This is a genomic window from Sphingomonas sp. (genome assembly GCF_019635455.1).
In the GTDB taxonomy this organism is placed as follows: Bacteria; Pseudomonadota; Alphaproteobacteria; order Sphingomonadales; family Sphingomonadaceae; genus Sphingomonas.
Window position 1 is genome coordinate 162525 of the sequence record NZ_JAHBZJ010000002.1, and the last position, 22130, is coordinate 184654.

28 protein-coding genes and 1 tRNA gene are annotated in these 22130 nt (G+C 66.3%); 8 read left to right on the forward strand and 21 right to left on the reverse strand.

Going from position 1 to position 22130, the window contains the following annotated elements:
* Positions 1 to 50: 50 nt before the first annotated feature.
* Genes fghA through KF783_RS03375 form a run of 5 tightly spaced genes read right to left on the reverse strand, consistent with a single transcriptional unit; the run spans position 51 to position 3647 of the window.
* Positions 51 to 890: an S-formylglutathione hydrolase gene (gene fghA, locus KF783_RS03355; protein ID WP_294076567.1), complete on the reverse strand. Its 840-nt coding sequence runs from the start codon at positions 888 to 890 to the stop codon at positions 51 to 53.
* Entirely contained in the window at positions 887 to 1750 is an 864-nt protein-coding gene (purU, locus tag KF783_RS03360; RefSeq protein WP_294076955.1) for a formyltetrahydrofolate deformylase, read from the reverse strand. Before purU ends, fghA begins: the two co-directional genes overlap by 4 nt.
* Positions 1747 to 2130 (reverse strand): VOC family protein, encoded by a 384-nt coding sequence (locus tag KF783_RS03365; protein ID WP_294076568.1) that lies wholly within the window; start codon positions 2128 to 2130, stop codon positions 1747 to 1749. The genes purU and KF783_RS03365 overlap by 4 nt, the downstream gene beginning before the upstream one ends.
* 6 nt (positions 2131 to 2136) lie before the next feature.
* Positions 2137 to 2523 carry a VOC family protein gene (locus KF783_RS03370; protein WP_294076570.1) on the reverse strand — a complete coding sequence of 129 codons (387 nt, stop codon included), beginning with the start codon at positions 2521 to 2523 and terminating at the stop codon, positions 2137 to 2139.
* Between the two features lie 11 nt (positions 2524 to 2534).
* Positions 2535 to 3647, reverse strand: a complete 1113-nt coding sequence (locus KF783_RS03375) for an S-(hydroxymethyl)glutathione dehydrogenase/class III alcohol dehydrogenase (RefSeq protein WP_294076572.1) — start codon at positions 3645 to 3647, stop codon at positions 2535 to 2537.
* A gap of 103 nt (positions 3648 to 3750) precedes the next feature.
* Here KF783_RS03375 and KF783_RS03380 point away from each other — a divergent pair, with 103 nt between their 5' ends.
* Positions 3751 to 4629, forward strand: a complete 879-nt coding sequence (locus tag KF783_RS03380; protein ID WP_366511690.1) for a LysR family transcriptional regulator — start codon at positions 3751 to 3753, stop codon at positions 4627 to 4629.
* A 4-nt stretch (positions 4630 to 4633) separates the two neighbouring features.
* On the opposite strand, the gene KF783_RS03385 is transcribed toward KF783_RS03380, so the two are convergent.
* Complete coding sequence (locus KF783_RS03385) at positions 4634 to 5257, reverse strand: DNA-3-methyladenine glycosylase 2 family protein (protein WP_294076574.1); 624 nt, start codon at positions 5255 to 5257, stop codon at positions 4634 to 4636.
* A 63-nt stretch (positions 5258 to 5320) separates the two neighbouring features.
* Here KF783_RS03385 and KF783_RS03390 point away from each other — a divergent pair, with 63 nt between their 5' ends.
* Entirely contained in the window at positions 5321 to 5638 is a 318-nt protein-coding gene (locus tag KF783_RS03390) for a 2Fe-2S iron-sulfur cluster-binding protein (RefSeq protein ID WP_294076575.1), read from the forward strand.
* A 51-nt stretch (positions 5639 to 5689) separates the two neighbouring features.
* On the opposite strand, the gene KF783_RS03395 is transcribed toward KF783_RS03390, so the two are convergent.
* Both KF783_RS03395 and rlmB read right to left on the reverse strand, forming a co-directional pair.
* Positions 5690 to 6448 (reverse strand): hypothetical protein, encoded by a 759-nt coding sequence (locus KF783_RS03395; protein WP_294076577.1) that lies wholly within the window; start codon positions 6446 to 6448, stop codon positions 5690 to 5692.
* 27 nt (positions 6449 to 6475) lie between these two features.
* Positions 6476 to 7231: a 23S rRNA (guanosine(2251)-2'-O)-methyltransferase RlmB gene (gene rlmB, locus KF783_RS03400; RefSeq protein ID WP_294076579.1), complete on the reverse strand. Its 756-nt coding sequence runs from the start codon at positions 7229 to 7231 to the stop codon at positions 6476 to 6478.
* A gap of 118 nt (positions 7232 to 7349) precedes the next feature.
* Here rlmB and KF783_RS03405 point away from each other — a divergent pair.
* Positions 7350 to 7435 (forward strand) — tRNA-Tyr (locus KF783_RS03405).
* Between the two features lie 104 nt (positions 7436 to 7539).
* Here KF783_RS03405 and aguB read toward each other — a convergent pair.
* Positions 7540 to 8394, reverse strand: coding sequence for an N-carbamoylputrescine amidase (gene aguB / locus KF783_RS03410; RefSeq protein WP_294076581.1), 855 nt, complete (start codon positions 8392 to 8394; stop codon positions 7540 to 7542).
* A gap of 74 nt (positions 8395 to 8468) precedes the next feature.
* Here aguB and KF783_RS03415 point away from each other — a divergent pair, with 74 nt between their 5' ends.
* Complete coding sequence (locus tag KF783_RS03415) at positions 8469 to 8885, forward strand: low affinity iron permease family protein (RefSeq protein ID WP_294076582.1); 417 nt, start codon at positions 8469 to 8471, stop codon at positions 8883 to 8885.
* A gap of 24 nt (positions 8886 to 8909) precedes the next feature.
* Here KF783_RS03415 and KF783_RS03420 read toward each other — a convergent pair whose 3' ends face one another.
* Genes KF783_RS03420 through KF783_RS03430 form a run of 3 tightly spaced genes read right to left on the reverse strand, consistent with a single transcriptional unit; the run spans position 8910 to position 11895 of the window.
* Complete coding sequence (locus KF783_RS03420) at positions 8910 to 9260, reverse strand: DUF3147 family protein (protein WP_294076584.1); 351 nt, start codon at positions 9258 to 9260, stop codon at positions 8910 to 8912.
* The gene (locus KF783_RS03425; protein WP_294076585.1) at positions 9257 to 10222 is read right to left on the reverse strand and encodes an agmatine deiminase family protein; all 966 of its coding nucleotides are present in this window, start codon (positions 10220 to 10222) and stop codon (positions 9257 to 9259) included. The genes KF783_RS03420 and KF783_RS03425 overlap by 4 nt, the downstream gene beginning before the upstream one ends.
* A complete protein-coding gene (locus KF783_RS03430) occupies positions 10219 to 11895 on the reverse strand; it encodes a M28 family metallopeptidase (protein ID WP_294076586.1) in 1677 nt (558 codons plus the stop codon). The genes KF783_RS03425 and KF783_RS03430 overlap by 4 nt, the downstream gene beginning before the upstream one ends.
* A gap of 122 nt (positions 11896 to 12017) precedes the next feature.
* Between KF783_RS03430 and KF783_RS03435 the strand changes: the two genes are divergently transcribed.
* Positions 12018 to 13970 carry an alpha/beta fold hydrolase gene (locus KF783_RS03435; protein WP_294076588.1) on the forward strand — a complete coding sequence of 651 codons (1953 nt, stop codon included), beginning with the start codon at positions 12018 to 12020 and terminating at the stop codon, positions 13968 to 13970.
* A 64-nt stretch (positions 13971 to 14034) separates the two neighbouring features.
* On the opposite strand, the gene rpsD is transcribed toward KF783_RS03435, so the two are convergent.
* From rpsD to rpiB, 8 genes are all read right to left on the reverse strand, one after another.
* Positions 14035 to 14649, reverse strand: a complete 615-nt coding sequence (gene rpsD, locus KF783_RS03440; RefSeq protein ID WP_294076590.1) for a 30S ribosomal protein S4 — start codon at positions 14647 to 14649, stop codon at positions 14035 to 14037.
* A 204-nt stretch (positions 14650 to 14853) separates the two neighbouring features.
* On the reverse strand, positions 14854 to 15087 hold the full coding sequence (locus KF783_RS03445; RefSeq protein ID WP_294076592.1) for a hypothetical protein: 234 nt from the start codon (positions 15085 to 15087) through the stop codon (positions 14854 to 14856).
* A gap of 114 nt (positions 15088 to 15201) precedes the next feature.
* Positions 15202 to 15444 carry a hypothetical protein gene (locus tag KF783_RS03450; RefSeq protein WP_294076594.1) on the reverse strand — a complete coding sequence of 81 codons (243 nt, stop codon included), beginning with the start codon at positions 15442 to 15444 and terminating at the stop codon, positions 15202 to 15204.
* A 41-nt stretch (positions 15445 to 15485) separates the two neighbouring features.
* Entirely contained in the window at positions 15486 to 15728 is a 243-nt protein-coding gene (locus tag KF783_RS03455; protein ID WP_294076596.1) for a hypothetical protein, read from the reverse strand.
* A gap of 91 nt (positions 15729 to 15819) precedes the next feature.
* Positions 15820 to 16539 (reverse strand): RNA methyltransferase, encoded by a 720-nt coding sequence (locus tag KF783_RS03460; protein ID WP_294076598.1) that lies wholly within the window; start codon positions 16537 to 16539, stop codon positions 15820 to 15822.
* Positions 16536 to 16997, reverse strand: a complete 462-nt coding sequence (nrdR, locus tag KF783_RS03465; RefSeq protein ID WP_294076599.1) for a transcriptional regulator NrdR — start codon at positions 16995 to 16997, stop codon at positions 16536 to 16538. Before nrdR ends, KF783_RS03460 begins: the two co-directional genes overlap by 4 nt.
* Positions 16997 to 18304, reverse strand: a complete 1308-nt coding sequence (glyA, locus tag KF783_RS03470) for a serine hydroxymethyltransferase (RefSeq protein ID WP_294076600.1) — start codon at positions 18302 to 18304, stop codon at positions 16997 to 16999. Before glyA ends, nrdR begins: the two co-directional genes overlap by 1 nt.
* Positions 18305 to 18314: 10 nt before the next feature.
* A complete protein-coding gene (gene rpiB / locus KF783_RS03475) occupies positions 18315 to 18752 on the reverse strand; it encodes a ribose 5-phosphate isomerase B (RefSeq protein ID WP_294076602.1) in 438 nt (145 codons plus the stop codon).
* Between the two features lie 106 nt (positions 18753 to 18858).
* Between rpiB and KF783_RS03480 the strand changes: the two genes are divergently transcribed.
* From KF783_RS03480 to KF783_RS03490, 3 genes are all read left to right on the forward strand, one after another.
* A complete protein-coding gene (locus tag KF783_RS03480; protein WP_294076603.1) occupies positions 18859 to 19314 on the forward strand; it encodes a hypothetical protein in 456 nt (151 codons plus the stop codon).
* Positions 19315 to 19423: 109 nt separating this feature from the next.
* Positions 19424 to 20659: a DUF3419 family protein gene (locus KF783_RS03485; RefSeq protein WP_294076604.1), complete on the forward strand. Its 1236-nt coding sequence runs from the start codon at positions 19424 to 19426 to the stop codon at positions 20657 to 20659.
* Complete coding sequence (locus KF783_RS03490; protein WP_294076605.1) at positions 20656 to 21312, forward strand: class I SAM-dependent methyltransferase; 657 nt, start codon at positions 20656 to 20658, stop codon at positions 21310 to 21312. Before KF783_RS03485 ends, KF783_RS03490 begins: the two co-directional genes overlap by 4 nt.
* 7 nt (positions 21313 to 21319) lie before the next feature.
* On the opposite strand, the gene KF783_RS03495 is transcribed toward KF783_RS03490, so the two are convergent.
* Positions 21320 to 22099, reverse strand: a complete 780-nt coding sequence (locus tag KF783_RS03495; protein WP_294076607.1) for an SDR family oxidoreductase — start codon at positions 22097 to 22099, stop codon at positions 21320 to 21322.
* Positions 22100 to 22130: the final 31 nt, after the last annotated feature.

Below are 22130 nucleotides of genomic sequence, written 5' to 3' on the forward strand. Positions count from 1 at the left end.
GCGCACCCCCTGTTTCGGTGAGGTGCGCACGCTACGCCGCGGCGAACCGGTCAGGCAAGCCGCCGCGCATGCCAGGCGACATGTTCGGCCAGAAAGGTCGAGATGAAATAGTAGCTGTGGTCGTACCCGGGCTGCATCCGCAGATGCAGGTCGATCCCCGCCTTTTCGCAGGCGGAGGCAAGCAGTTCGGGCTTGAGCTGTTCGACCAGAAACGCGTCGGCATCGCCCTGATCGACCAGGATTTCGGCGATGCGCGCGCCGTCTTCGATCAACGCGCAGGCATCATAGGGCCGCCAGTCGGCGCGATCATCACCCAGATAGCCGGACAGCGCCTTTTCCCCCCAGGGACAGGCGAGCGGCGAGACGATCGGTGCAAAGGCGCTGACCGAACGGAACCGGTCCGGATTGCGCAGCGCGACGGTCAGCGCGCCATGCCCGCCCATCGAATGGCCGGTGATGCCCTGGCGCGCCATGTCCGCCATCGGAAACTCGCGCAGGATCAGCGCCGGCAGCTCGTCCTCGACATAGGATCGCATGCGATAGGTCGCGGCCCAGGGATCGCGCGTCGCATCGACGTAGAAGCCCGCGCCCTTGCCGAAATCATAGGCCTCGTCGTCCGGCACCGCGTCCCCGCGCGGCGAGGTATCGGGGGCGACGAAGATCACGCCATGTTCGGCGCAGGCCCGGCGATATTCGCCCTTTTCGGTAACGTTGGCGTGGGTGCAGGTGAGGCCTGACAGATACCAGAGCACCGGCAGCCGCGCGCCGTCCTCATGCTCGGGGACGAACACCGAAAATGTCATCGGCGTCCCGGTTGCGCTCGATTCATGGCGATAGACGCCCTGCGTGCCGCCATGCGCGCGGTTGGTCGAAAGCGTTTCGCTCGTCATCTGAACACCACCGTCCGGTTGCCGTTGAGGAATACCCGCCGCTCGCCCAGCGCATCCACCGCGCGCGCCAGCACCTGCGCCTCGATATCGCGACCGATGCGGATGAGGTCATCGATGCAATCGCGATGATCGACGCGTTCGACCGCCTGTTCGATGATCGGCCCTTCATCCAGATCGTCGGTCACGAAATGCGCGGTCGCGCCGATCAGCTTCACCCCGCGTTCGTGGGCGCGGTGATAGGGGCGTGCGCCCTTGAACCCGGGCAGGAAGCTGTGATGGATGTTGACGCATCGGCCGGCAAGCCGGCGCGCGAAATCCGGCGTCAGGATCTGCATGTAGCGGGCGAGCACCAGATAGGGTGCGCCCGCATCCGCCATCACCGCCTCGATCGCGCGTTCCTGCGCTTCGTTGCCGTCCGGGCCGACCGGCAGATGGTGATAGGGAATGTCGTGCCATTGGGTGACCGCGCGCAGGCGATCATGGTTGGAGACGACGGCGACGATCTGCGCCGCCAGCGTTCCCGACTGCTGACGGTGGAGCAGGTCGTGCAGGCAGTGGGACCCGCGCGACACGGCGATGACGATGCGCGGCCTTTCATCGCGCGCGGACAGGCCCCAGTCGAATCCGAATTCGTGCGCCACCGGCGCAAAGGCGGCGACCAGCGCCTCACGGTCGGCCGGAAATCCCACCCCGCCCGAGGTGAAGACGACGCGCATGAAGAAGCGGCCCGTCTCCAGATCGGCATATTGCTGGCTGTCGAGGATGAAGCCGTCATGCCGGGCGAGAAAGCCGCTGACGGCGGCGACGATCCCCACCCGGTCGAAACAGGCAAGGGTGAGGATCCAGCCGCCGGTGCTCATCCGGGCATGCGATACATCGCGCACACCTTGTTCCCCGCCGGATCGCGGAGATAGGCGAGATAGAGCGCGCCGAACGCATTTTCGCGGATGCCGGGCGGATCCTCGATCGCGATGCCGCCATGGGCAAGGCCGGCGGCATGCCAGGCATCGACCTGTTCGGTGCTGTCCGCGGCAAAGCCGATCGTGCCGCCATTGGCGTGGCAGGCCGGCCGGCCATCGATCGGCCTGCTCAGCATGAAGATGCTGCCGTCATGCGCGTAAAAGACACGGCCTTTGGGATCGACGCTGCCGGCCCGCGCGCCGAATGTGCCGAGCGTCGCGTCGTAGAACGCCTTGGACGCCGCGATATCGTCGGCACCCAGCATGACATGGCTGAACATCCCGTCTTACGCCGGCAACTGGCAGAAGGCGCACAGCTTGTTGCCGTCGGGATCGCGCAGATACGCGCCATAGGCCCGGCCCGGCGCATTCGGCCGGACGCCCGGAGCGCCTTCGTCGGTGCCGCCATTGGCGATGCCCGCCACATGCCAGGCATCGACCGCATCCTTGTCCGGCGCGGCGAGGCCGATCGTGCCGCCATTGGCAAAGCTGGCCGGCGCGCCATTGGCGGGATGTCCGACGCCGAGCGCGCCCGTGCCGAAGCCGCCGTAAAAGAGGCGGCCCGCACCGGCCGGCGCCTGGGCGGGATCATAGCCAAGCGCGCCCATGGTCGCGTCGTAGAACGCCCGGCTTCGCTCGACATCGCTTGCGCCGACCATGATGTGCGTGAACATCGCTTCCCTCCTCAATAGACGACGACCGAGCGGATGCTCTCGCCAGCGTGCATCAGATCGAAACCCTTGTTGATCTCGTCAAGGGTCAGGACATGGGTGATCATCGGATCGATCGCGATCTTTCCGTTCATGTACCAGTCGACGATCTTCGGCACGTCGGTGCGCCCCTTCGCCCCGCCGAACGCCGTCCCCTTCCACACCCGGCCGGTCACCAGCTGGAACGGACGGGTGGCGATTTCCTTGCCGGCCTCGGCGACGCCGATGATGACGCTTTCGCCCCAGCCGCGATGACAGCATTCGAGCGCGGTGCGCATCACCTCGGTATTGCCGGTCGCGTCGAAGCTGTAGTCGGCGCCGCCATCGGTCAGTTCCACGATCCTCGCCACCGTCTCGTCGCGGCTCAACCCCTTGCTGTTCAGGAAGTGGGTCATGCCGAACCTGCGGCCCCATTCCTCACGGTCGGGATTGATATCGACGCCGATGATGCGGTCCGCGCCGACCAGTTTCGCGCCCTGGATCACATTGAGGCCGATGCCGCCCAGACCGAACACGACGACATTCTCGCCCGCCTGGACCTTCGCGGTGTTGACCACGGCACCGACGCCGGTGGTGACGCCACAGCCGACATAGCAGCTGGTCTGGAACGGGGCGTCCTCCCGGATTTTCGCCACCGCGATCTCGGGCAGCACGGTGAAGTTCGAGAAGGTGGAGCAGCCCATATAGTGAAAGATCGGCTGGCCCTTGTACGAAAAGCGGGTGGTGCCGTCGGGCATCAGCCCCTTGCCCTGGGTCGCGCGGATCGCGGTACACAGGTTCGTCTTGCCGCTGAGGCACGACTTACACTGGCGGCATTCCGGGGTGTAGAGCGGGATCACGTGATCGCCGGGCTTCACACTGGTGACGCCCGCGCCCACCTCGCGCACGATGCCCGCGCCCTCATGTCCCAGGACACTGGGAAAGATCCCCTCGCTGTCGAACCCGTCGAGCGTATAGGCATCGGTATGGCAGATGCCGGTGGCCATGATCTCGACCAGCACCTCGCCGGGCTTCGGCCCTTCCAGATCCAGTTCGACGATCTCCAGCGGCTTCTTCGCTTCGAACGCAACGGCGGCGCGGGTTTTCATGGCATGCTTCTCCTGCTTCGCGCCCTCCCTAATTTCTTTGCCGACGAGAGAAAATCGCTAGGGTTCGCAAAACTCCATTGCACAACAGGGACAATATCGCGCGATGGTGAACCAGTGGGAGGGCGTGGACGAAGTCGCCGCCGTAGCCGAATCGGGCAGCTTTGTCGCCGCCGCCCGCCGGCTCGACGTGTCGGTTTCGCATGTCAGCCGCGCGGTGGCGCGGTGCGAGGAGCGGTTGCAGACCCAGATTTTCGCGCGCACCACCCGCTCGGTACGCGTCACCGATACCGGACGGTTGCTGGTCGAACAGTTTCAGCGGCTGATCGCGGAGCGCGAGGAGGCGTTCGCCATGGTCGAGGCGAATGGCGAGCCGCAGGGCGCGCTGCGCATCACCTGTTCAATCTCGTTGGGCGAGCGGTTCGTCGCGCCGCTGGTACGTGGCTACGCCCAGGACTATCCGCGCCTGGCGATCGAACTGGACCTGACCAATCGCGTCGTCGATCTGGTGTCGGAGGGCTATGACCTCGCCATCCGGACCGGCGCGCTGAGCGATACCCGGCTGTTGCGGCGCCAGATTACCCGCCGGCAGGTCGATCTGTGCGCCGCGCCCGCCTATCTGGAACGGCGAGGCGTTCCCCGCACGATCGACGATCTGGCCCGGCATGACTGCATCGTCGGCTCCGCGCGCAGCTGGCACTTCGCCAGCGGGGGCGCGGTGCGGGCGTGGCGGCCGGTGCCGCGCTGGCAATGCAACAGCGGATCGGCGGTCGCCGATGCGGCGATCTCCGGCATGGGCATCTGCCACCTCCCTTCCTTCTATATCCGCGACGCGATGGCCGACGGGCGGCTGGTGCCGCTTCTGACGGACTCCCGCCCGCCCGACGAGCCGGTCTGGGCGGTCTATCCGCAACGCCGCCATCTGCTGCCCAAGGTGCGCCGCCTGGTCGATCACCTGTCGGCCGGGCTGGGCAATGCGATCTGACGCGTCAGATCACGTCCATCTCCGCCTTGTAGTGATGCCAGGCAAGGATCGCCGCCGCGCCGCGATGGGGGCGCCATGGTTCGGCAAGCTCACGCGTCACTTTTTCGGACGGCCGCTCGGCATGGCCCATGATCCGCCCGATCTCGATCTGCACCGCCAGATCGCCGGCGGGCCAGATGTCGGGCCGCCCCTCGGCGAACAACAGATAGATTTCCGCCGACCAGCGACCGATCCCCTTGACCCGCACCAGCTGGGCGATCGCCGCCTCGTCATCGGCGGGAAGGCTGGCGAGATCGAGCCGCCCGCTCGTCACCTCGTCGGCGAGGCTGCGGGCATAGCCGGCCTTTTGCCGCGACAGGCCGGCGGCGCGCAGCGCCTCGTCGGAAGCCGCCGCGACGATCTCCGGCCGGGTCAGGTCGCCCAGTCCTGCGGCCAGCTTGTTCCAGATCGATGCGGCGGCGGCGACGCTGACCTGTTGGCCAACGATCGTGCGCAGCAGCGTTTCGTAGCCCGGCGCCCTGATTCGCGGCTCCGGATACCCCACCCGCGCGACCGCGGCCGCCATCAGCGGTTCGGCGCCGGCGATCGCGTCGAGCGCGGTTCGAAGCTGTTCGGCGGTCAGGCCCATGCGCGCAAACCTTGAAAGCTGCGCCGAAGCCCGGCATGGGCGCGACACACGGAGGAGAAGATCATGCCCAAGCTTATCGTCGTCACGCGCGAAGGAGAAGAACGCGAAGTCGAGGGCGAAACGGGCCTGAGCGTCATGGAAGTGATCCGGGACAACGGGTTCGACGAATTGCTCGCGCTGTGCGGCGGCTGTTGCTCCTGCGCCACCTGCCACGTCCATGTCGATCCGGAATTTGCGGACAAACTGCCGCCGATGAGCGAGGACGAGAACGACCTGCTCGACAGTTCGGCGGACCGCAACGCGACGTCGCGCCTGTCCTGCCAGATCCAGTTCGGGCCGGCGCTGGACGGGCTGAAGGTGACGATCGCGGCAGAGGACTGATCGCAGCGGCGGCGGCGCCCAATTGCGCGCCGCCCGGCGCCGGCGCCCGTTTCAGTTCAGCGGCGCGACCTTGATGACCGCCATCGGCGCATCCTTGGTCAACGGGGTCGCCTTCCAGGTGACGGTGCCGCGCCCGCCCGCGCGGGTGGCGCCGGCCTCATTATTCTGGCTGACGATATCGCCGTCGGTGACGAGGGTGAACGTCCCGTCCAGCTTCGCGTTGCCGCCGCCCTTGCCCTTGGTCGGCGAATCGGTGTTCGCAAAGGCGGGCGCCTTCACCCGCACCTGATCGCTCCCCCGCATTTCAACGACGACAAAGGGAAACACCACTTCGGCGTCGAGGTTGTAGGGCCACAGGAAATTGTGCGTCAGCTTTCCGGTCAACGCATAGTCGATCAGAAAGACGCCATCGCCCTGATAGGTCACCGAACGATAGCCGGGTTCCTTTTCCAGCGCCGCGGCGATCGCCTTGAACTTCGCCTCCTTCTCACGGGCGTCCGCGTCATCTTCGGCGGGCGGCTTCCCCTCGATCTTGGGTACATCCTGTTTCCACGCCGCGCCGCGCAGCATGCGCGTCATGCTGGTCTTGCTCTCCTTATCCTCATCCCCTCCCTTGAACGCGTCGCCCATGCCCTTCGCCATCGCACCGGCGATATCGATCGCGACCACTTCGCCCTGATAGGTGAAGGTGAAACTGCGATCGGCGAGGATGGTCAGGGTTGAGGTGAACTTGCCCGGCGCGAAGGCGCAGCCGACCAGCAGCAGCGGCGCCAGCAGTGCCAGCGCCATCCCCTTGAACCGTTCGATCATCGCAAGTCCCCCTCTTCGTCCGCGCGATCAGCGTGCCGCGGCGGCGTAGAGCGCGATCGCGGCGGCGTTCGACACGTTCAGGCTCTCGACCTTAGGCGAGATCGGCAGGCGCGCAAGGTCGTCGCAATGTGCGGCGGTGTTGTGGCGCATCCCCTCACCCTCCGCGCCCAGCACCAGCGCCGGCCGGGTGTCGCCCATCACCTGTGCCAGCGAACCGCTCGCTTCGCCGGCAAGGCCGATGCGCCAGAACCCGGCCTCACCGATCTCATCCAGCGCGCGCGCCAGATTGACGACCCGGACCCAGGGAACCACCTCCAGCGCGCCCGAAGCCGCGCGTGCCAGCGATCCCGATTCGGGCGGCGCGTGCCGATCCTGGGTGACGATGCCGAGCGCGTCGAACGCCGCGGCGGAGCGAAGGATCGCCCCGACATTGTGCGGATCGGTGACGTGATCGAGAACCAGCAGCGGCCGGCGATCGCCCTCCCCCGCTTCCAGCAGGTCGCCCAGCCAGATCTCGTCGAGCGGATCGACCTCGATCACCAGCCCCTGATGCGGCGCATCGGGCGGAACCAGCCGGCCGAGATCGGCGGCGTCGGCATAGGTGATCGGGAGCACCGGCGGCAGGTCGAGCGCCTGAAGCGCCTCGCGCGTTCCCCATATCCTGCGCACCGTCCGCTCGGGATTGGCGAGCGCGGCGATCACGGCATGGCGACCCCAGAAACGCGGCCGGTTGCCGCCCGGTCCGGATTGCGGGCGATGCCCTCGTCTTGGCCTCTGGCTCATGCCCCGTCGCTAGGCGGCACGCGACCGCGACGCAAGACGGCGCGCAAAGGATGCAGCCAGCCGTTGACAGGCGCGAGCGCCTTCGGCATTGGCTCGCGCTCGCTTCGGCGTGCCGCATGGAAGGGTGGCCGAGTGGTTAAAGGCAGCAGACTGTAAATCTGCCCGCGTGAGCGTACACTGGTTCGAATCCAGTCCCTTCCACCACCTTTTGCACGGCTGCGGCGCCGGCCCGCCCCCCACCCGGCCACCCAACGGCAGGATGACATGGGTGGCCCGGTGGGGGAGCGGGCCGAGGCCGCAGCCTTCAATCACACATCCTCGATCATCCGCCGGTACAGTTCCGGTCGGCGGTCGCGGAAGAAGCCCATGCCGGCGCGATGCCGGCGGGCGCGGTCGAGATCGAGCGTGGCGGTGAGCACGCCGGTTTCCTCCGCCCCGAATTCGGCGACGATATCGCCCCATTCGTCACAGATGAAGCTGTGGCCGTAGAAGCGCTGGCCCCCCTCGGTGCCGATGCGGTTCGAGGCGACCACCGGAACGACGTTCGACACCGCATGGCCGATCATCGCCCGCCGCCACATGCGGCTGGTGTCGAGATCGGCGTCATAGGGTTCCGATCCGATCGCGGTGGGATAGAAGAGCAGCTCCGCCCCCATCAGCATCATCGTCCGCGCGGTTTCGGGATACCATTGGTCCCAGCAGATGCCGACGCCGATCGTCGCGTCCCGCGCCGGCCCCTCCCACACCTTGAATCCCGTATTTCCCGGCCGGAAATAATATTTCTCCTCATAGCCCGGGCCATCGGGGATGTGGCTCTTGCGATAGACGCCCGCGACCTTGCCGTCGGGGCCGATCATCGCGAGGCTGTTGTAGAAATGCGGCCCGTCCGCCTCGAAAAAACTGGTCGGGATATGAATGCGCAGCTCGGCGGCGAGCGCCTGCATCGCGGTGACCGCCGGATGGCTCGCACGCGGCCGGGCGGTCGCGAACAGCGCCTCGTCCTCGACGCGACAGAAATATTCGCCCTCGAACAGCTCGGGCGGCAGGACCACCTGCGCCCCCCGCCCCGCCGCCTCGCGGACGAGTTCGGTAACATTGGCGATATTCTGCGCGGTGTCGGTCGAGAAGGCGAGCTGAAGCGCGGCGACGGTGATGTTGCTCATGGCTTGTCCTTAGCCGGAAACGGTCCAGAGTTGCATCATCCCGCGGCGATTCGCGGAAAAATGGAAAGCCGGGCATGAGAAAGGCCTTTGAAACGCTCGCACAGGCCGTCGCCGCATGGGCGGGGCGACCGGTGGCATTCACGATCGCGCTGACCACGATCGTCGTCTGGGGCGTGAGCGGCCCGCTCTTTGGCTGGTCGGACACGTGGCAGCTGGTGATCAACACCGGCACCACGATCATCACCTTTCTGATGGTCTTTCTGATCCAGAACGCCCAGAATCGCGACGCGAGCGCGATTCAGGCGAAGCTCGACGAATTGATCCGCGCGGTGCGCGGCGCGCGCGACGATTTCATCGGCATCGAACATATGACCCAGGACGAGCTGGAGGAAATCCGCGAGACGATCGAGGCCGAATGCAAGAGCGCGGGGGACGACGATGCGGGCCATGCCGCGGTGCTGATCCGCCTGCTCGGGCGGCGATCGGGATGAACGCTACGGCCGTCGGCGCGCCGCCTACAGTCTGACGCCATATCGCGCGGCGACGCCGATCGTCAGAAGATACAGAAGCACGGTCGTCACGCAGCCCGCGACCATCGCCCATCCAAAGGCCACGCCCTGGCGCAGCAGCCATGGCACGAGCAGGAACATCGGGAGCGAAGGCAGCACATACCAGAAGGTCGCTTCAAGATGGCGCGCCATCCGCAGCGGATCACGCGTATCGTGCCAGAGCCATATCGCGCCGAGCAGCGAAATGAGCGGCAGCGAGGCGACCAGCGCGCCCAGCGCGGGACTGCGCCGTGCCAGCATCGCGACCGCCGCGACGATGACGCCGGACAGCAGCGCGCGAATCCAGAATTGGGTCACCGGGGAATTTGCTGGGAAATGCAGTGGAAGCTGCCGCCGCCAGTCAGGATATGGTCGGCGCGCAGGCCCACCGCCCGCCGGTCGGGAAACAGCGCGCCGATCGCTTCGACCGCCTGGTGATCGTTCGGCATGCCATAGACCGGCACAACCACCGTGGCATTGCCGATATAGAAGTTCATATAACTTGCCGGCACCACCTCGTCGGCGTGGATCACCCGGCCCGGGGAGGGGATGCGCACCACCTCCACGCCGAACGCATCGGCCCGGCGGGCCGCGTCGGCATAGACCAGCCAGTTGGGATCATTCTCTTCCGGCGTGGGGATCGCCAGCCGGTTCTCGCCGACGAACCGGGCAAGGTTGTCGACATGGCCGTCGGTGTGATCGTGAGTCAGCCCGTTGCCGAGCCAGAGCACCCGGTCGAACCCGAGATCGCGATAGAGGCGGCCTTCCGCCTCGCGCTGGGACATGCCCGGATTACGGTTGCGATTGAGCAGGCATTGTTCGGTCGTGACGACCAGGCCGGTGCCGTCCCAGTCGATCGACCCGCCCTCCAGGATCCAGTCATGCTCGACCACCTCCATCCGGCGCTTCGCGGCAAGGAGACGACCGATATCCTCGTCCCCGGCATATTCGTACTTGCCGCCCCAGCCATTGAATTCAAAGGCATGGCCGACGCCGTCGCGATCGACGATCACGCCGGTGTCGCGCAGCCAGATGTCGCCGAACGGGGCGACGACGATCCGCGCCGCCTCTCCGGTCAACAACGCGGCGGCGCCCGCCGCCTCCTCGTCCGCGGCGACCAGCAGCACCTGCTCCCCCGCGCCGTCGGCATGGACGGCGCGCGCGAAGGCGGCGACCTCCGCTCGCGCGGCGCCCAGCGAATCCCACAATTCGGGGTGGCTGGGAAAGCCGATCCAGACCGCCTTGTGCCTGGCCCATTCGGGCCGCGGGGTCGACTTCACTTCGCCCCGGCCCTCGACTTGTCGCGGATGCCGCGAAACTCGTCGCCCTCGACCCAGTTGGGCCAGTCGGCGGTCATCGCGAGCATGCGGCCCACGGCATAATAGATCGCCAGGTCCTTTTCGACCCCGGCCCAGTTCCATGCCGGATCATATTCGTCCTTCGGGCCGTGATAATGGTTCTTCTCATATTCCTCGGCCGCCGCCTTGCCCGCGGCGGTGCCGCCCTGAACCAGGTCGTCGCCGGCATCGAAATACAGCATCGGCACGCCATGCTTCGCCAGGCTGAAATGGTCGGAGCGGTAATAGAAGCCCTTTTCCGGCGTCGGCTCGTTCGACGCGACCCGGCCCTGTTTCGCCAGCGCCTTGTCCAGATAGGCGTCGATCGCCGACTTGCCCTTGCCGACCACCACGACATTCTTTGCCGGACCGGCCATGCTCATCGCGTCGATATTCACGCCGCCGACCGTCTGCGCGAGCGGATAAACCGGGTTGTTGCCGTAATAGGCCGACCCCAGCAGCCCCGATTCCTCACCGGTGACGGCGATGAAAACGAGGCTGCGATCGGGGGCGCCGGCCGCCTTGTTCGCCTGGGCCAGCGCGATCAGTGCGGCGGTGCCGGTGGCGTTATCGACCGCGCCGTTGCAGATATCGTCGCCGTCGGCCGCCGCCTCGCACCGGCCAAGATGGTCCCAATGCGCGGTGTAGAGGACATATTCGTCCGGCCGCTTGGCCCCGGGCAGGATGCCGATGACGTTTTTCGACGCATGCTTGCGGATCGCGTTGTCAAAGCTGACCGACGCCTTCACCTGCCCCAGCGGAACCGCCTTGAACCCCTTGCTCTTCGCCGCCTGCGCCAGCGCGTCGAAATCCTGACCCGCGCTCGCGAACAGCGCCTTTGCCTTGTCGAGCTGCATCCATCCGATCGCCGCCGACTGGTCCATATGGCCGTTCGCCGCGTCCGCCACCTGCTGCTCGCCGGTCCAGCTCGACTGGACGACGTTCCAGCCATAGGCGGCCGGCTCGGTCTGGTGGACGATGATCGCGGCGGCCGCGCCCTGCCGCGCCGCCTCCTCATATTTATACGTCCAGCGGCCATAATAGGTCATCGCCCGGCCGTTGAACTCGCCCTTCAGGTCCTTGCTCTGCCAATCGGGATCGTTGACCAGGATGACGACGGTCTTTCCCTTCACATCGACGCCGGCATAATCGTTCCAGCCCTTTTCCGGGGCGTTGATGCCATAGCCGACGAACACGACCGGACTGTCCTTCACCGCGATCTTCGGCGTCACGCGATAGGTGCCGGCGACGAATTCGGGGCCGTATTTCAGGCTGATCGGAGTCGTGCCGCCGGTAAAGCTGAGGTTCGACACATTCTTCGCGGTGATCGCGACGAGCGGAACGTCCTGGAACCAGCTGCCCTTGTTGCCGGGTTGAAGCCCCGCCTTCTGGAACTGATCGACCAGATAGGTGAGCGTCTTTTCCTCACCCGGGGTGCCGGGCGCGCGCCCCTCGAACGCGTCGGACGACAATGTCTGCACCGCCGATTTCATCAGATCCATCGGCATCGCCGGAACCTCGACATCGGGAAGGGCGGCATCCTGTTTCGGCGCGGGCGCGGTGTTGCACGCGGCCAGGCCGAGCAGGGCAAGCGGCGCGAAAAGGGCGAAACGCATGGGCAAAACTCTCCCTGAATTCACTGCTGCAACTTCTGACAGCGACGCTCGCACGGGGCAAGCGGAACCCACTTGCCGATCACCACGCACCGCCATAGCCTCCATCGAGAGGGGGAACATTCATGCAGCGAATCCTGATATTTGCCGCCGCAGTTCTGGCGATACCGGCCGCGAGCGGGCAGCAGAGCACGGCGCGGTTCGACGCGGCGGCCGCGTTCGGCGCGCGCGAGTCGGTCGAACAGGCCAGCCTGTCCCCCGACGGGAGCAAGCTCGCCTATGTCGGCCCCAGCGGCGGCCAGGGCTCGGCGATTTTCGTCGTCAAGCTGGGTGACAATGCCGCGGCCAAGCCGATCCTGCGCAGCAATGGCCAGCCCGACCGGATCGACGGGTGCCGCTGGACGAGCGACACGCGCCTGCTCTGCACGGTGTACGGCGTCAGCCGCTTCGACACCGACATCGTTTATTCCAGCCGGACGATCGCGGTGGATGCGGACGGGTCCAACCTCAAGATCCTTCAGCAGCGGCGCGGCGCCGGACGCGCGGTCGAAACCGTGCTGGGGGACGGCAGTGTGGTCGATTACAATGCCGGCGAGCCGGGCCATGTGCTGATGATCCGCAGTCAGGTGCAGGAGGCGCAGGCCGGATCGATGCTCGCGCAGAAGGGCGGCACCACGCTCGACGATGTCGATACGATGACGATGCGCGCGAAGATCGTCGAGCAACCCCGACGCGACGTTTCCGAATATATCACCGACGGCCGCGGCAATGTCCGTATCCAGGGGCGGACGGCATATGATGGCGACGGTTTCATGACCGGCGTGGTCCGCTATTTCTATCGCAAGAAGGACGATCGCAACTGGCTGCCGATGAGCTCCGTCGATGACCAGGCGGCACAGTTCAACCCCTATGGCGTCGATCCCGAAAGGGACGTCGCCTATGGCTTCAAGAAGCTCGACGGGCGGATGGCGGCCTATAGCTATGCGCTCGACGGATCGGGCGCCGAGACGCTGCTCTATGCCGATCCGAATTTCGACGTCGGCGGGTTCATTTATGTCGGGCGCAGCAATCGTATCATCGGAGTGATGTCGGAGGGCGGACGGCAATATTTCGACCCTGCGCTCAAGAAGCTGATGACATCGCTCGGCCAGGCGCTGAAAGGCGGGATCATCAGCATCGTCGACAGCAGCGAAGACCTGAAGCGGATGCTGATCTGGGCCGGAAGCGACACCGATCCCGGCCGCTATTTCCTGTTCGACCGCACCGCCGGGACACTGAACGAACTGATGCTGACCCGGCCGCAGCTCGAAAAGGTGCCGCTCGCGCCGATGAAATCGATCAGCTATCGCGCCGGCGACGGAACGATGGTCCCCGGTTACCTGACGCTGCCGCCCGGATCGGCGGGGAAGAACATTCCGGCGATCGTGCTGCCCCATGGCGGGCCGGAAGCACGCGACCATTGGGGATTCGACTGGCTGGTCCAGTTCTTCGCCAATCAGGGCTTTGCGGTGCTCCAGCCCAATTTCCGGGGATCGACCGGCTATGGCGATGCATGGTTCAAGCGTAACGGGTTCCAGGACTGGAAAATCGCGATCGGCGACGTCACCGACGCCGGCCGCTATCTGGTGCGGGAAGGGATCGCCGATCCGTCGAAGCTGAGCATCTTCGGCTGGTCCTATGGCGGCTATGCCGCGCTCCAGTCGGCGGTGGTCGATCCGACGCTGTTCAAGCGGGTGGTGGCGGTCGCGCCGCTGACCGACATGGAGCGGTGGAAGAAGGAGCGGACCGGCTGGAGCGACTATCCGCTGGTCGTCAAGCGCGTGGGCAGCGGCCCGCATGTGATCGAGGGGTCGCCGGCCCAACAGGCCGCGCGCATCCAGGTGCCGGTGCTGATGTTCCATGGCGATCTCGACCGCAACGTGTCGGTCGATCAATCCAAATTCATGGACTCGCGGCTGAAGGCGGCGGGCAAGGCCAGCGAGCTGGTGATCTACCCCGGGCTCGACCACTATCTCGAGGATAGTGAGGCACGCGCGCAGATGCTGCGTCGCAGCGCCGCGTTCCTGACGGTCAAATAGGCCGAAACGAAAAGGGGCGGCCCGCATGGACCGCCCCCTTCTGCCTCCGGAGAGACGATCGGACTTAGCGCGAGTAGAACTCGACGACCAGGTTCGGCTCCATCTTCACCGGATACGGCACCTCATCGAGGGTCGGCACGCGGGTGAAGGTGATCTTCGACGCGCCGTCGGGCGCGACATAATCGGGGATGTCGCGCTCGGCCAGGCTCTGCGCCTCGATCACCAGCGCCATTTCCTGCGCCTTGCCGCCCAGTTCGACGGTTTCGCCGGGCTTGATGCGACGCGACCCGATGTTGCACTTCTCGCCGTTCACCTTGACATGGCCGTGGTTGACCAGCTGGCGCGCAGCAAAGATCGTCGGCGCGAACTTCGCGCGATAGACGATCATGTCGAGCCGCTGTTCGAGCAGGCCGATCAGGTTCTGGCCGGTATCGCCCTTCATCCGCGACGCGTCTTCGTAGTTCTTCTTGAACTGCTTCTCGGTGATGTCGCCATAATAGCCCTTCAGCTTCTGCTTCGCGCGCAGCTGGATGCCGAAGTCGGACATCTTGCCCTTGCGGCGCTGGCCGTGCTGGCCGGGGCCATATTCACGCTTGTTGACGGGCGACTTGGGACGACCCCAGATGTTCTCGCCCATCCGGCGGTCGAGCTTGTACTTGGCGCTGGAGCGCTTCGACATGTTGAATTCCTTACAATTGCCAACGACGTTGACCCGGCGAGGCATGGTGCATCGCCTGATCGCGATTCCGGTATCGCCCAGGTCCGGGGACATCAGGTCCGGGGACATGGGGCCGCCGCTTCACCGGAGGTGCGGGGCCGATTGCGAAGGCGCGCGCCTAGCGGGGCAGCGCGTCGCTGTCAATCGAGGGTGGGAAAAATGCGGTCACATGCCGCCAGGACGACCCCGGACTCTGGTGGTATCCAGCAACTCGCGCGCACCCTCCCGCGCTTCCTTGTCATAATATTCCCAATCCGCCCGGGTTTTGCAGACCTTCGTCTTCTTCACCCGACTGGAAGGTTCGGGATACCAGCGGCAGACAAGTTTTTCGGGAGTGGCTGGGGTGGTGCCGGCCTGAAGACCGGCAGTGGCGCCAAGCGCCAGGATGAGTGCAAGCATCGGCACGGCCTTCCTTTTCCATGAAGAGAAAGCCGAGGCTGCAATTACCTGGACGAATTTGTCAAATCGCGGACGGGGCGCGCAGTCGCGCCGCCCCGTCTCGCGTCGATCGGATCAGTTGCTGGGCATGCGGACGTTCGTCGTGTCCTGCATCTCGCGGGCGTCTTCGCGCGACTGGCGATAAAAGGCCTCCCACTCCGCCTTCGTCTTGCACACGCGGGTGCTGCGGGCGAGACGGGTTCCGGTCGTCTGGCCGACGCGGCGGCAGATCTTCTGATCGTCCTTGGCCGCCATATCTTCGGCGACTGCGGGGGTGCCGGCGGCAAACAGGCCGGCAAGTGCAAGCGTAACGAACATCACATGTCTCCCATGGCGCGTTGGAACGCGCCGACTCGCGCTCAATAGCGCGGTTTGGGCGGAGTGGCGACCTGTTCCGCGACGGCCGGAGACTTTACCGCATCCGCATCGGCGGCTGCGTCCTCTTCGGCATATTTGCCTTCCCATTCCGCGCGGGTCTTGCAGATCTTGCCCGAGCGCATCTTGGTGCGCATGTCGTATTTGGTCCGGCAGACGATATCGTCCGGGCTCTTCTCGGTGGCGACGGTTCCGCTCAGCGCGAGCGCGATGACGGCAACGAACATGACATTCCCCTTTTGATGCATGACGATGAGGCGCATGCAGCCATATTTTGCTGCGCTGCACAACCCGTTTTTTCGCATCTGCGGCGAAACGTCAGCCCCGCGCCCTTTTCTTTCCTTCGAGCGCCGACAGCACGCCGCGCAAGGTACGCAGTTCCTGTGCCGTCCATCCCGGCTTCGTCAGCAGGTTGCGCAGCGTCAGCTTCGTCGTCGGCACGCGATCGGGCGGATAGAAATAGCCGCTGTCGCCGAGCAGCGATTCGAAATGGCCGATCAGCCCCTCCAGCTCCACCTGCGGCGCCGGCGGATCGAGATCGACGCGTGGCGGCTGTGCGAGGGCGCAGCCCTTCGACCATTCATAGGCGACGAGGATCACCGCCTGCGCCAGGTTGAGCGAGCCGAATTCGGGATTGATCGGCACGGTCAGGATCGCGCGGGCGAGCGCGACATCCTCGGTTTCGAGGCCGGAGCGTTCCGGCCCGAACAGGATCGCGCTGCGTCCGGGCGCGGCGTGGATCTCCGTCGCGGCGTCCTGCGGCGTCACCACCGGCTTGGTCACGCCCCGCTTTCGTACCGTCGTCGCATAGACATGTTCGCAATCGGCAACCGCGTCGGCGACGCTGTCGAACACGCGCGCCTGCTCCAACACGACATCCGCCCCGCTCGCCGCCGGCCCGGCGGACGGGTTGGGCCAGCCGTCGCGCGGGGTGACCAGGCGCATTTCGGATAGCCCGAAATTGAGCATGGCGCGCGCCGCCTTGCCGATATTCTCGCCCAGCTGGGGGCGGACGAGTACGATGACGGGGGTGATCATCCCTTGCCCATCTCGTTCACGCTGCTCGCGAATTCCTCGAAATCGCGCGCCTCGCGGAAGTCGCGATAGACACTGGCGAAACGGATATAGGCGACCGAATCGAGTGCCTTGAGCGCCGCCATCACCATCTCGCCGATCCGCTGCGAGGGGATTTCGCTGTCCCCCTGAGTCTCCAGCTGGCGCTGGATGCCGGAAACCAGCTTTTCGATCTGCGCCGCGTCGATCGGCCGTTTGCGGCAGGCGAGCGAGACCGAGCGGATCAGCTTGTCGCGATCGAACGGCTCGCGCTTCTCTTCGCTCTTGAGCACGGTGAGTTCACGCAGCTGAATCCGCTCAAAGGTAGTGAAGCGCGCGGCGCAGGCTTCGCACTGGCGCCGCCGCCGGATCGCCGCCCCGTCGTCGGTGGGGCGGCTATCCTTTACCTGGCTGGTTTCATGTCCGCAAAAGGGGCAGCGCATCAGGCCTCGGGGTAGATCGGGAAGCGTTCACACAGCGCGCGCACGCGTTCGCGCACCTTCGCCTCGACCTGCGCGTCGCCGGCTTCGCCATTCTTTGCCAGTCCGTCGAGCACGTCGGCGACCAGGTTGCCGATCTCCCGAAACTCGGCGGGGCCGAAGCCGCGGGTGGTGCCGGCCGGCGATCCCACGCGGATCCCGCTCGTCTTCATCGGCGGCAGGGGGTCGTTCGGGATGCCGTTCTTGTTACAGGTGATCGCCGCCCGCTCCAGCGCCTCGTCCGCGTCCTTGCCGGTCACGCCCAGCGGCGTGAGATCGACCAGCGCCAGATGGGTGTCGGTGCCGCCCGACACGACGTTGCAGCCACGTTCCTTGAGCGTCGCGGCCAGCACCTTGGCATTTTCGACGATGGCGGCGGCATAGCTTTTGAAATCGGGGCGCAGCGCTTCGCCGAACGCCACCGCCTTGGCGGCGATCACATGCATCAGCGGGCCACCCTGAAGCCCGGGGAAGACCGCCGAATTGACCTTTTTCGCGATCGCCTCGTCGTTGGTGAAGATCGCGCCGCCACGCGGTCCGCGCAGCGTCTTGTGGGTGGTGGTGGTCACGACATGCGCATGGCCGAACGGCGTCGGATGGACACCCCCCGCGACCAGCCCCGCGAAATGCGCCATATCGACCATGAAGATCGCGTCCACGGCATCGGCGATCGCACGGAATCGCGCGAAATCAATATGCCGGGGATAGGCCGATCCGCCGGTGATGATGACGCGCGGCCGATGTTCCTTCGCCAGCGCCTCGACCGCGTCATAATCGATCAGGTGCGTGTCGGGCGTCACGCCATATTGCACGGCGTTGAACCATTTGCCGCTCATCGCCGCCTTCGCGCCATGGGTAAGGTGGCCGCCCGCATCGAGGCTGAGGCCCATGATCGTGTCGCCCGGTTTGGCCAGCGCCAGCATTACCGCGCCGTTCGCCTGCGCGCCCGAATGCGGCTGCACGTTCGCATAGTCGCAGCCGAACAGCTGCTTGGCCCGGTCGATGGCGAGCTGCTCGACCTCGTCCGACGGGTGACAACCCTGATAATAGCGCTTGCCCGGATAACCCTCGGCATATTTGTTGGTGAAGACGCTGCCCTGCGCCTCCAGAACCGCCTTCGACACGATGTTTTCCGATGCGATCAGCTCGATCTGATACTGTTCGCGCTCCAGCTCGTGGCGCACGCCGGCAAAGACCGCCGGATCGGCATCGGCCAGGTTGCGGGTGAAAAAGCCATCGGGCTGGACGGTGGTGACGGGATTGGTGCTCATCTATTGATCCTCAGAGGGCCGGTGCGGACAGCTTGTCCACGCGGCGCTGGTGCCGGGCGCCGCCGAAGCCGGTGGCGAGAAACGCGGTGACGCAGGCCTTCGCCATCTCGACGCCGATCAGCCGGGCGCCCATCGCGATGACGTTCGCGTCGTTATGTTCGCGCGCCAGCGCGGCGGAGAGCGGCTCCGACACCAGGGCGCATCGCGTCGCCGGGTTGCGGTTGACCGCGATCGAGATGCCGATGCCCGACCCGCACAGCGCGATGCCGCGTTCCGCCTCGCCCGCGGCGATGGCGGCGGCGAGCCGGTATCCGTAATCGGGATAATCGACGCTGTCGGCGCTGTCCGGCCCCAGATCCGCGACCGCATGCCCCTCTTCCCGCAGCCAGCCGGCAAGCGCCGACTTGAGCTCGATCGCGGCATGATCCGAAGCGATGGCGATGCGCATGGGAAGAGCGTTCGACCCCGTGACTGGAAAGAATGCGCGCTCTCTAGGCGCTCGGCTCGGTTATGGCTACACCGGACATGAAGTTCGGGCAGCGAAAGGAGCGGCGATGCGCTGGATGATGATCGGGGCGGCCGTCGCGCTGGCCGGTTGCGGCGGCATGACCAATGAGGAAGAAGCCGCGCTGGTCGAAAATGCGGTCGCCAATGCCGAGGCGGCGGCAGAGAACGCCACCGCCATCGGCGAGGCCCGCGACGATTCGCAACAGGCACCCAGCCGTGACGGATGGATCGGCAAATGGGCCGGGGTCGAGGGGATGATCCTCGACATCCGCAAGGATGGCCCCCGCGCCGGCCGGTACAAGGTGACCAACCGCTGGGGCCTGGACGACGATATGGAGGGGACGTTCGAAGCCTATGCGACAAAGAAGGGGATCGCCTTCATCCGCCCGGACGGAACCAAGGAAGCCGTGCCGACCGATGGCGACGCAACCGGCCTCAAATATCTCGCCGGCAAGAAGGATTGCCTGACCATCGCCCCGGGCGAGGGCTATTGCCGCGATTGAACCGGCGCCCCGTCACCGGACTGACACGCGGATTACACGCGACTGACATGCGCCCCGGCTAGGCGCGGGGGAATCGTCATTCCCTCGACACGGCAATCGGGAGTCGCACATGGCCGGATCCGCCCCTCTTCCCGGCAACCGCGCGGTACGCGGCGCGGTGCATCGCCACGGACAGCTGAGCCGGGAGGGTCTGCTCGAGCGCGCCTTCACCTTCGCCTTTCGCGGTCTGGTCTATGCGCAGATCTGGGAAGACCCGGAGGTGGACATGGAGGCGCTGGGGATCACCCCGGCCTGCCATGTCGTGACGATCGCCAGCGGCGGGTGCAACATGCTGTCCTACCTCACCGCCGATCCCGCGCGGATCACGGCGGTGGACCTCAATACCGCGCATGTCGCGCTGGGCCGGCTCAAGCTCGCGGCGCTGCACCACCTGCCCGATCATTCGACCTTTCACCGGTTCTTCGGCGAGGCCGACCGACGGGAGAACATCGCCGCCTATCGCCAGTGGCTGCGCCCGCATCTTGACGAGACGACCCGCCGCTATTGGGAGGGGCGCGACCTGGCCGGGCGGCGGCGGATCGGCGGATTCGCCGGCGGATTCTACAAGCGTGGGCTGCTCGGCGGCTTTATCGGCGCGGCGCACCTGCTGGCGAAACTCTACCGGATCGATCCGCGCGACCTGCTCGCCGCGCAAAGCATCGAGGAACAGCGCGCGATCTTCGAAACGCGGATGGCGCCGATGTTCGACAAGCGGTTCGTGCGATGGCTGATCGACCAGCCGGCATCGCTGTTCGGCCTGGGCATTCCGCCCGCCCAATATGAGGCGCTGGCCGGCGACGATCCGCGCGGCATCGGCGCGGTGCTGCGCGCGCGGCTGGAAAAGCTGGCGTGCGATTTCGCGCTGTCGGACAATTATTTCGCCTGGCAGGCATTCGGGCGCGGCTATGGCCGGGCGCCCGACGCCCCCCTGCCCCCCTATCTGCGCGCCGCGAATTACGACGCGGTGCGCGATCGCGCCGAACGGATCGACCTGCGCCATCAGAATATGGTCGATTATCTCGAATCGATGCCCGACGCCGCGCTCGACCGCTATGTCCTGCTCGACGCGCAGGACTGGATGACCGACGCGCAGCTCGCCAGGCTGTGGGGCGAGATCACGCGCACCGCCCGGCCCGGCGCGCGCGTGCTGTTCCGCACCGCCGCCGCGCCCAGCCTGCTGCCCGGTCGCGTCCCGGACGCGATCCTGGCCCGCTGGACCTATCCCGAGGCGCAATCGCTGGACTTCACGCGCCGCGACCGATCGGCCATTTATGGCGGCGTGCATCTGTATCACCTCAATCCATGAGCGGAACCGCGCAGCATGCCGCGCGGATGGACACCGCCTATGCGGCGCAGCGGCATATCTATGATCTCACCCGCAAATATTATCTGCTGGGGCGCGATCGGCTGATCGACCGGCTGGAGCCGCCGGGCGGCGGAACCGTGCTGGAAATCGGCTGCGGCACCGCGCGCAACCTGATCGCGGCGGCGCGGCGCTGGCCCGACGCGCGCTTTTACGGGCTCGACATTTCCGAAGCGATGCTGGCGACCGCGCGGGAAAAAGTTGCCCGCGCCGGCCTGTCGGACCGGATCCGGCTGGCGCGCGGCGACGCCGCCGGATTCGATCCGCAGACCTTGTTCGGTATCGCGGCGTTCGACCGGATTTTCCTCAGCTACACCTTGTCGATGATCCCCGACTGGCTGGGCGCGATCGACATGGGCGCGGCGGCGCTCGCCCCCGCCGGCGTGCTTCACATCGTCGATTTCGGGCAGCAGGAACGCCTGCCGGCGTGGTGGCGCCGCCTGCTGTTCGCATGGCTGGCGCGCTTTCACGTCAGCCCGCGCCGCGAACTGCCGGTCGCGCTGCGCCATGTCGGGCGCAATCGCGACCAGCTTCCGGGGTTCGAACCGCTATTGCGCGGCTATGCCTGGGCGGGAAGTCTGCACCGCCCCGCCTGATCGCGATTCAGGCGTTTCCGCGCGCAGTCCGCCGCATCGAACCGCGCATGAAGCGGGAGGCGAACCACATCCGCCGCGCGGTCTTGCCGACCAGGGTCAGCAGCCGGTCGCCATGCACCGCGTCCCACGCCGCCTGCGCCGCGGTTTCGACGGGGGTGAATTCCAGCCTCGCCGCGCGCACCCGCTGGCGCATGCTTTCGTTGCTGCCGACCGGGGTGCCGTCAAGGATCGCGGTATCGATGAAGCTGGGCAGCAGCGCGCGGACCCGGATTCCCTGCGCCGTCCATTCGCCGTCGAGCGATTCGGTCAGCCCGCGGACCGCGAATTTGGTCGCCGAATAGATGGCGACGCCGCCCGTGCCATAGATGCCCGCCGCCGACGCGGTGTTGAGCAGGCAGCCGCGACTCGCCTTGAGATAGGGGTAGCCGGCATGTGCGCCCCAGACCACGCCCATCAGGTTGATGTCGACGCAGCGTTGCAGTTCCTCGACGCTGGTCTCGGCGAACACCCCGCCGACCCCCACCCCGGCATTGTTGAACAACACGTCGAGCCGTCCGCCGCTGGCTGCGGTAAAGTCCGCGAGCACCCGGCCCCAGGCATCGCGGTCGCGCACGTCGAGCAGATGCATGGTGACCGGCGCGTCGCCGAGCAGCGCCGCCGTTTCGCGCATCCCCGCCTCGTTGACGTCGGCGAGGCCGATCCGCCAGCCGCGCGCGGCGAACAGCTGCGCCACCGCCCGCCCGATTCCGGATCCGCCCCCGGTGATGAAGATCGACTCCATACCCACCCCTCTATTTTTGACCTTGGCGTCTTCATCC

Coding starts and splice junctions, on each gene's coding strand:
- fghA (WP_294076567.1), bottom strand. CDS start 890: ATGACGAGCGAAACGCTTTCGACCAACCGCGCGCATGGCGGCACGCAG.
- purU (WP_294076955.1), bottom strand. CDS start 1,750: ATGAGCACCGGCGGCTGGATCCTCACCCTTGCCTGTTTCGACCGGGTG.
- KF783_RS03365 (WP_294076568.1), bottom strand. CDS start 2,130: ATGTTCAGCCATGTCATGCTGGGTGCCGACGATATCGCGGCGTCCAAG.
- KF783_RS03370 (WP_294076570.1), bottom strand. CDS start 2,523: ATGTTCACGCACATCATGGTCGGCGCAAGCGATGTCGAGCGAAGCCGG.
- KF783_RS03375 (WP_294076572.1), bottom strand. CDS start 3,647: ATGAAAACCCGCGCCGCCGTTGCGTTCGAAGCGAAGAAGCCGCTGGAG.
- KF783_RS03380 (WP_366511690.1), top strand. CDS start 3,751: ATGGTGAACCAGTGGGAGGGCGTGGACGAAGTCGCCGCCGTAGCCGAA.
- KF783_RS03385 (WP_294076574.1), bottom strand. CDS start 5,257: ATGGGCCTGACCGCCGAACAGCTTCGAACCGCGCTCGACGCGATCGCC.
- KF783_RS03390 (WP_294076575.1), top strand. CDS start 5,321: ATGCCCAAGCTTATCGTCGTCACGCGCGAAGGAGAAGAACGCGAAGTC.
- KF783_RS03395 (WP_294076577.1), bottom strand. CDS start 6,448: ATGATCGAACGGTTCAAGGGGATGGCGCTGGCACTGCTGGCGCCGCTG.
- rlmB (WP_294076579.1), bottom strand. CDS start 7,231: ATGAGCCAGAGGCCAAGACGAGGGCATCGCCCGCAATCCGGACCGGGC.
- aguB (WP_294076581.1), bottom strand. CDS start 8,394: ATGAGCAACATCACCGTCGCCGCGCTTCAGCTCGCCTTCTCGACCGAC.
- KF783_RS03415 (WP_294076582.1), top strand. CDS start 8,469: ATGAGAAAGGCCTTTGAAACGCTCGCACAGGCCGTCGCCGCATGGGCG.
- KF783_RS03430 (WP_294076586.1), bottom strand. CDS start 11,895: ATGCGTTTCGCCCTTTTCGCGCCGCTTGCCCTGCTCGGCCTGGCCGCG.
- KF783_RS03435 (WP_294076588.1), top strand. CDS start 12,018: ATGCAGCGAATCCTGATATTTGCCGCCGCAGTTCTGGCGATACCGGCC.
- rpsD (WP_294076590.1), bottom strand. CDS start 14,649: ATGTCGAAGCGCTCCAGCGCCAAGTACAAGCTCGACCGCCGGATGGGC.
- KF783_RS03445 (WP_294076592.1), bottom strand. CDS start 15,087: ATGCTTGCACTCATCCTGGCGCTTGGCGCCACTGCCGGTCTTCAGGCC.
- KF783_RS03450 (WP_294076594.1), bottom strand. CDS start 15,444: ATGTTCGTTACGCTTGCACTTGCCGGCCTGTTTGCCGCCGGCACCCCC.
- KF783_RS03455 (WP_294076596.1), bottom strand. CDS start 15,728: ATGTTCGTTGCCGTCATCGCGCTCGCGCTGAGCGGAACCGTCGCCACC.
- KF783_RS03460 (WP_294076598.1), bottom strand. CDS start 16,539: ATGATCACCCCCGTCATCGTACTCGTCCGCCCCCAGCTGGGCGAGAAT.
- nrdR (WP_294076599.1), bottom strand. CDS start 16,997: ATGCGCTGCCCCTTTTGCGGACATGAAACCAGCCAGGTAAAGGATAGC.
- glyA (WP_294076600.1), bottom strand. CDS start 18,304: ATGAGCACCAATCCCGTCACCACCGTCCAGCCCGATGGCTTTTTCACC.
- rpiB (WP_294076602.1), bottom strand. CDS start 18,752: ATGCGCATCGCCATCGCTTCGGATCATGCCGCGATCGAGCTCAAGTCG.
- KF783_RS03480 (WP_294076603.1), top strand. CDS start 18,859: ATGCGCTGGATGATGATCGGGGCGGCCGTCGCGCTGGCCGGTTGCGGC.
- KF783_RS03485 (WP_294076604.1), top strand. CDS start 19,424: ATGGCCGGATCCGCCCCTCTTCCCGGCAACCGCGCGGTACGCGGCGCG.
- KF783_RS03490 (WP_294076605.1), top strand. CDS start 20,656: ATGAGCGGAACCGCGCAGCATGCCGCGCGGATGGACACCGCCTATGCG.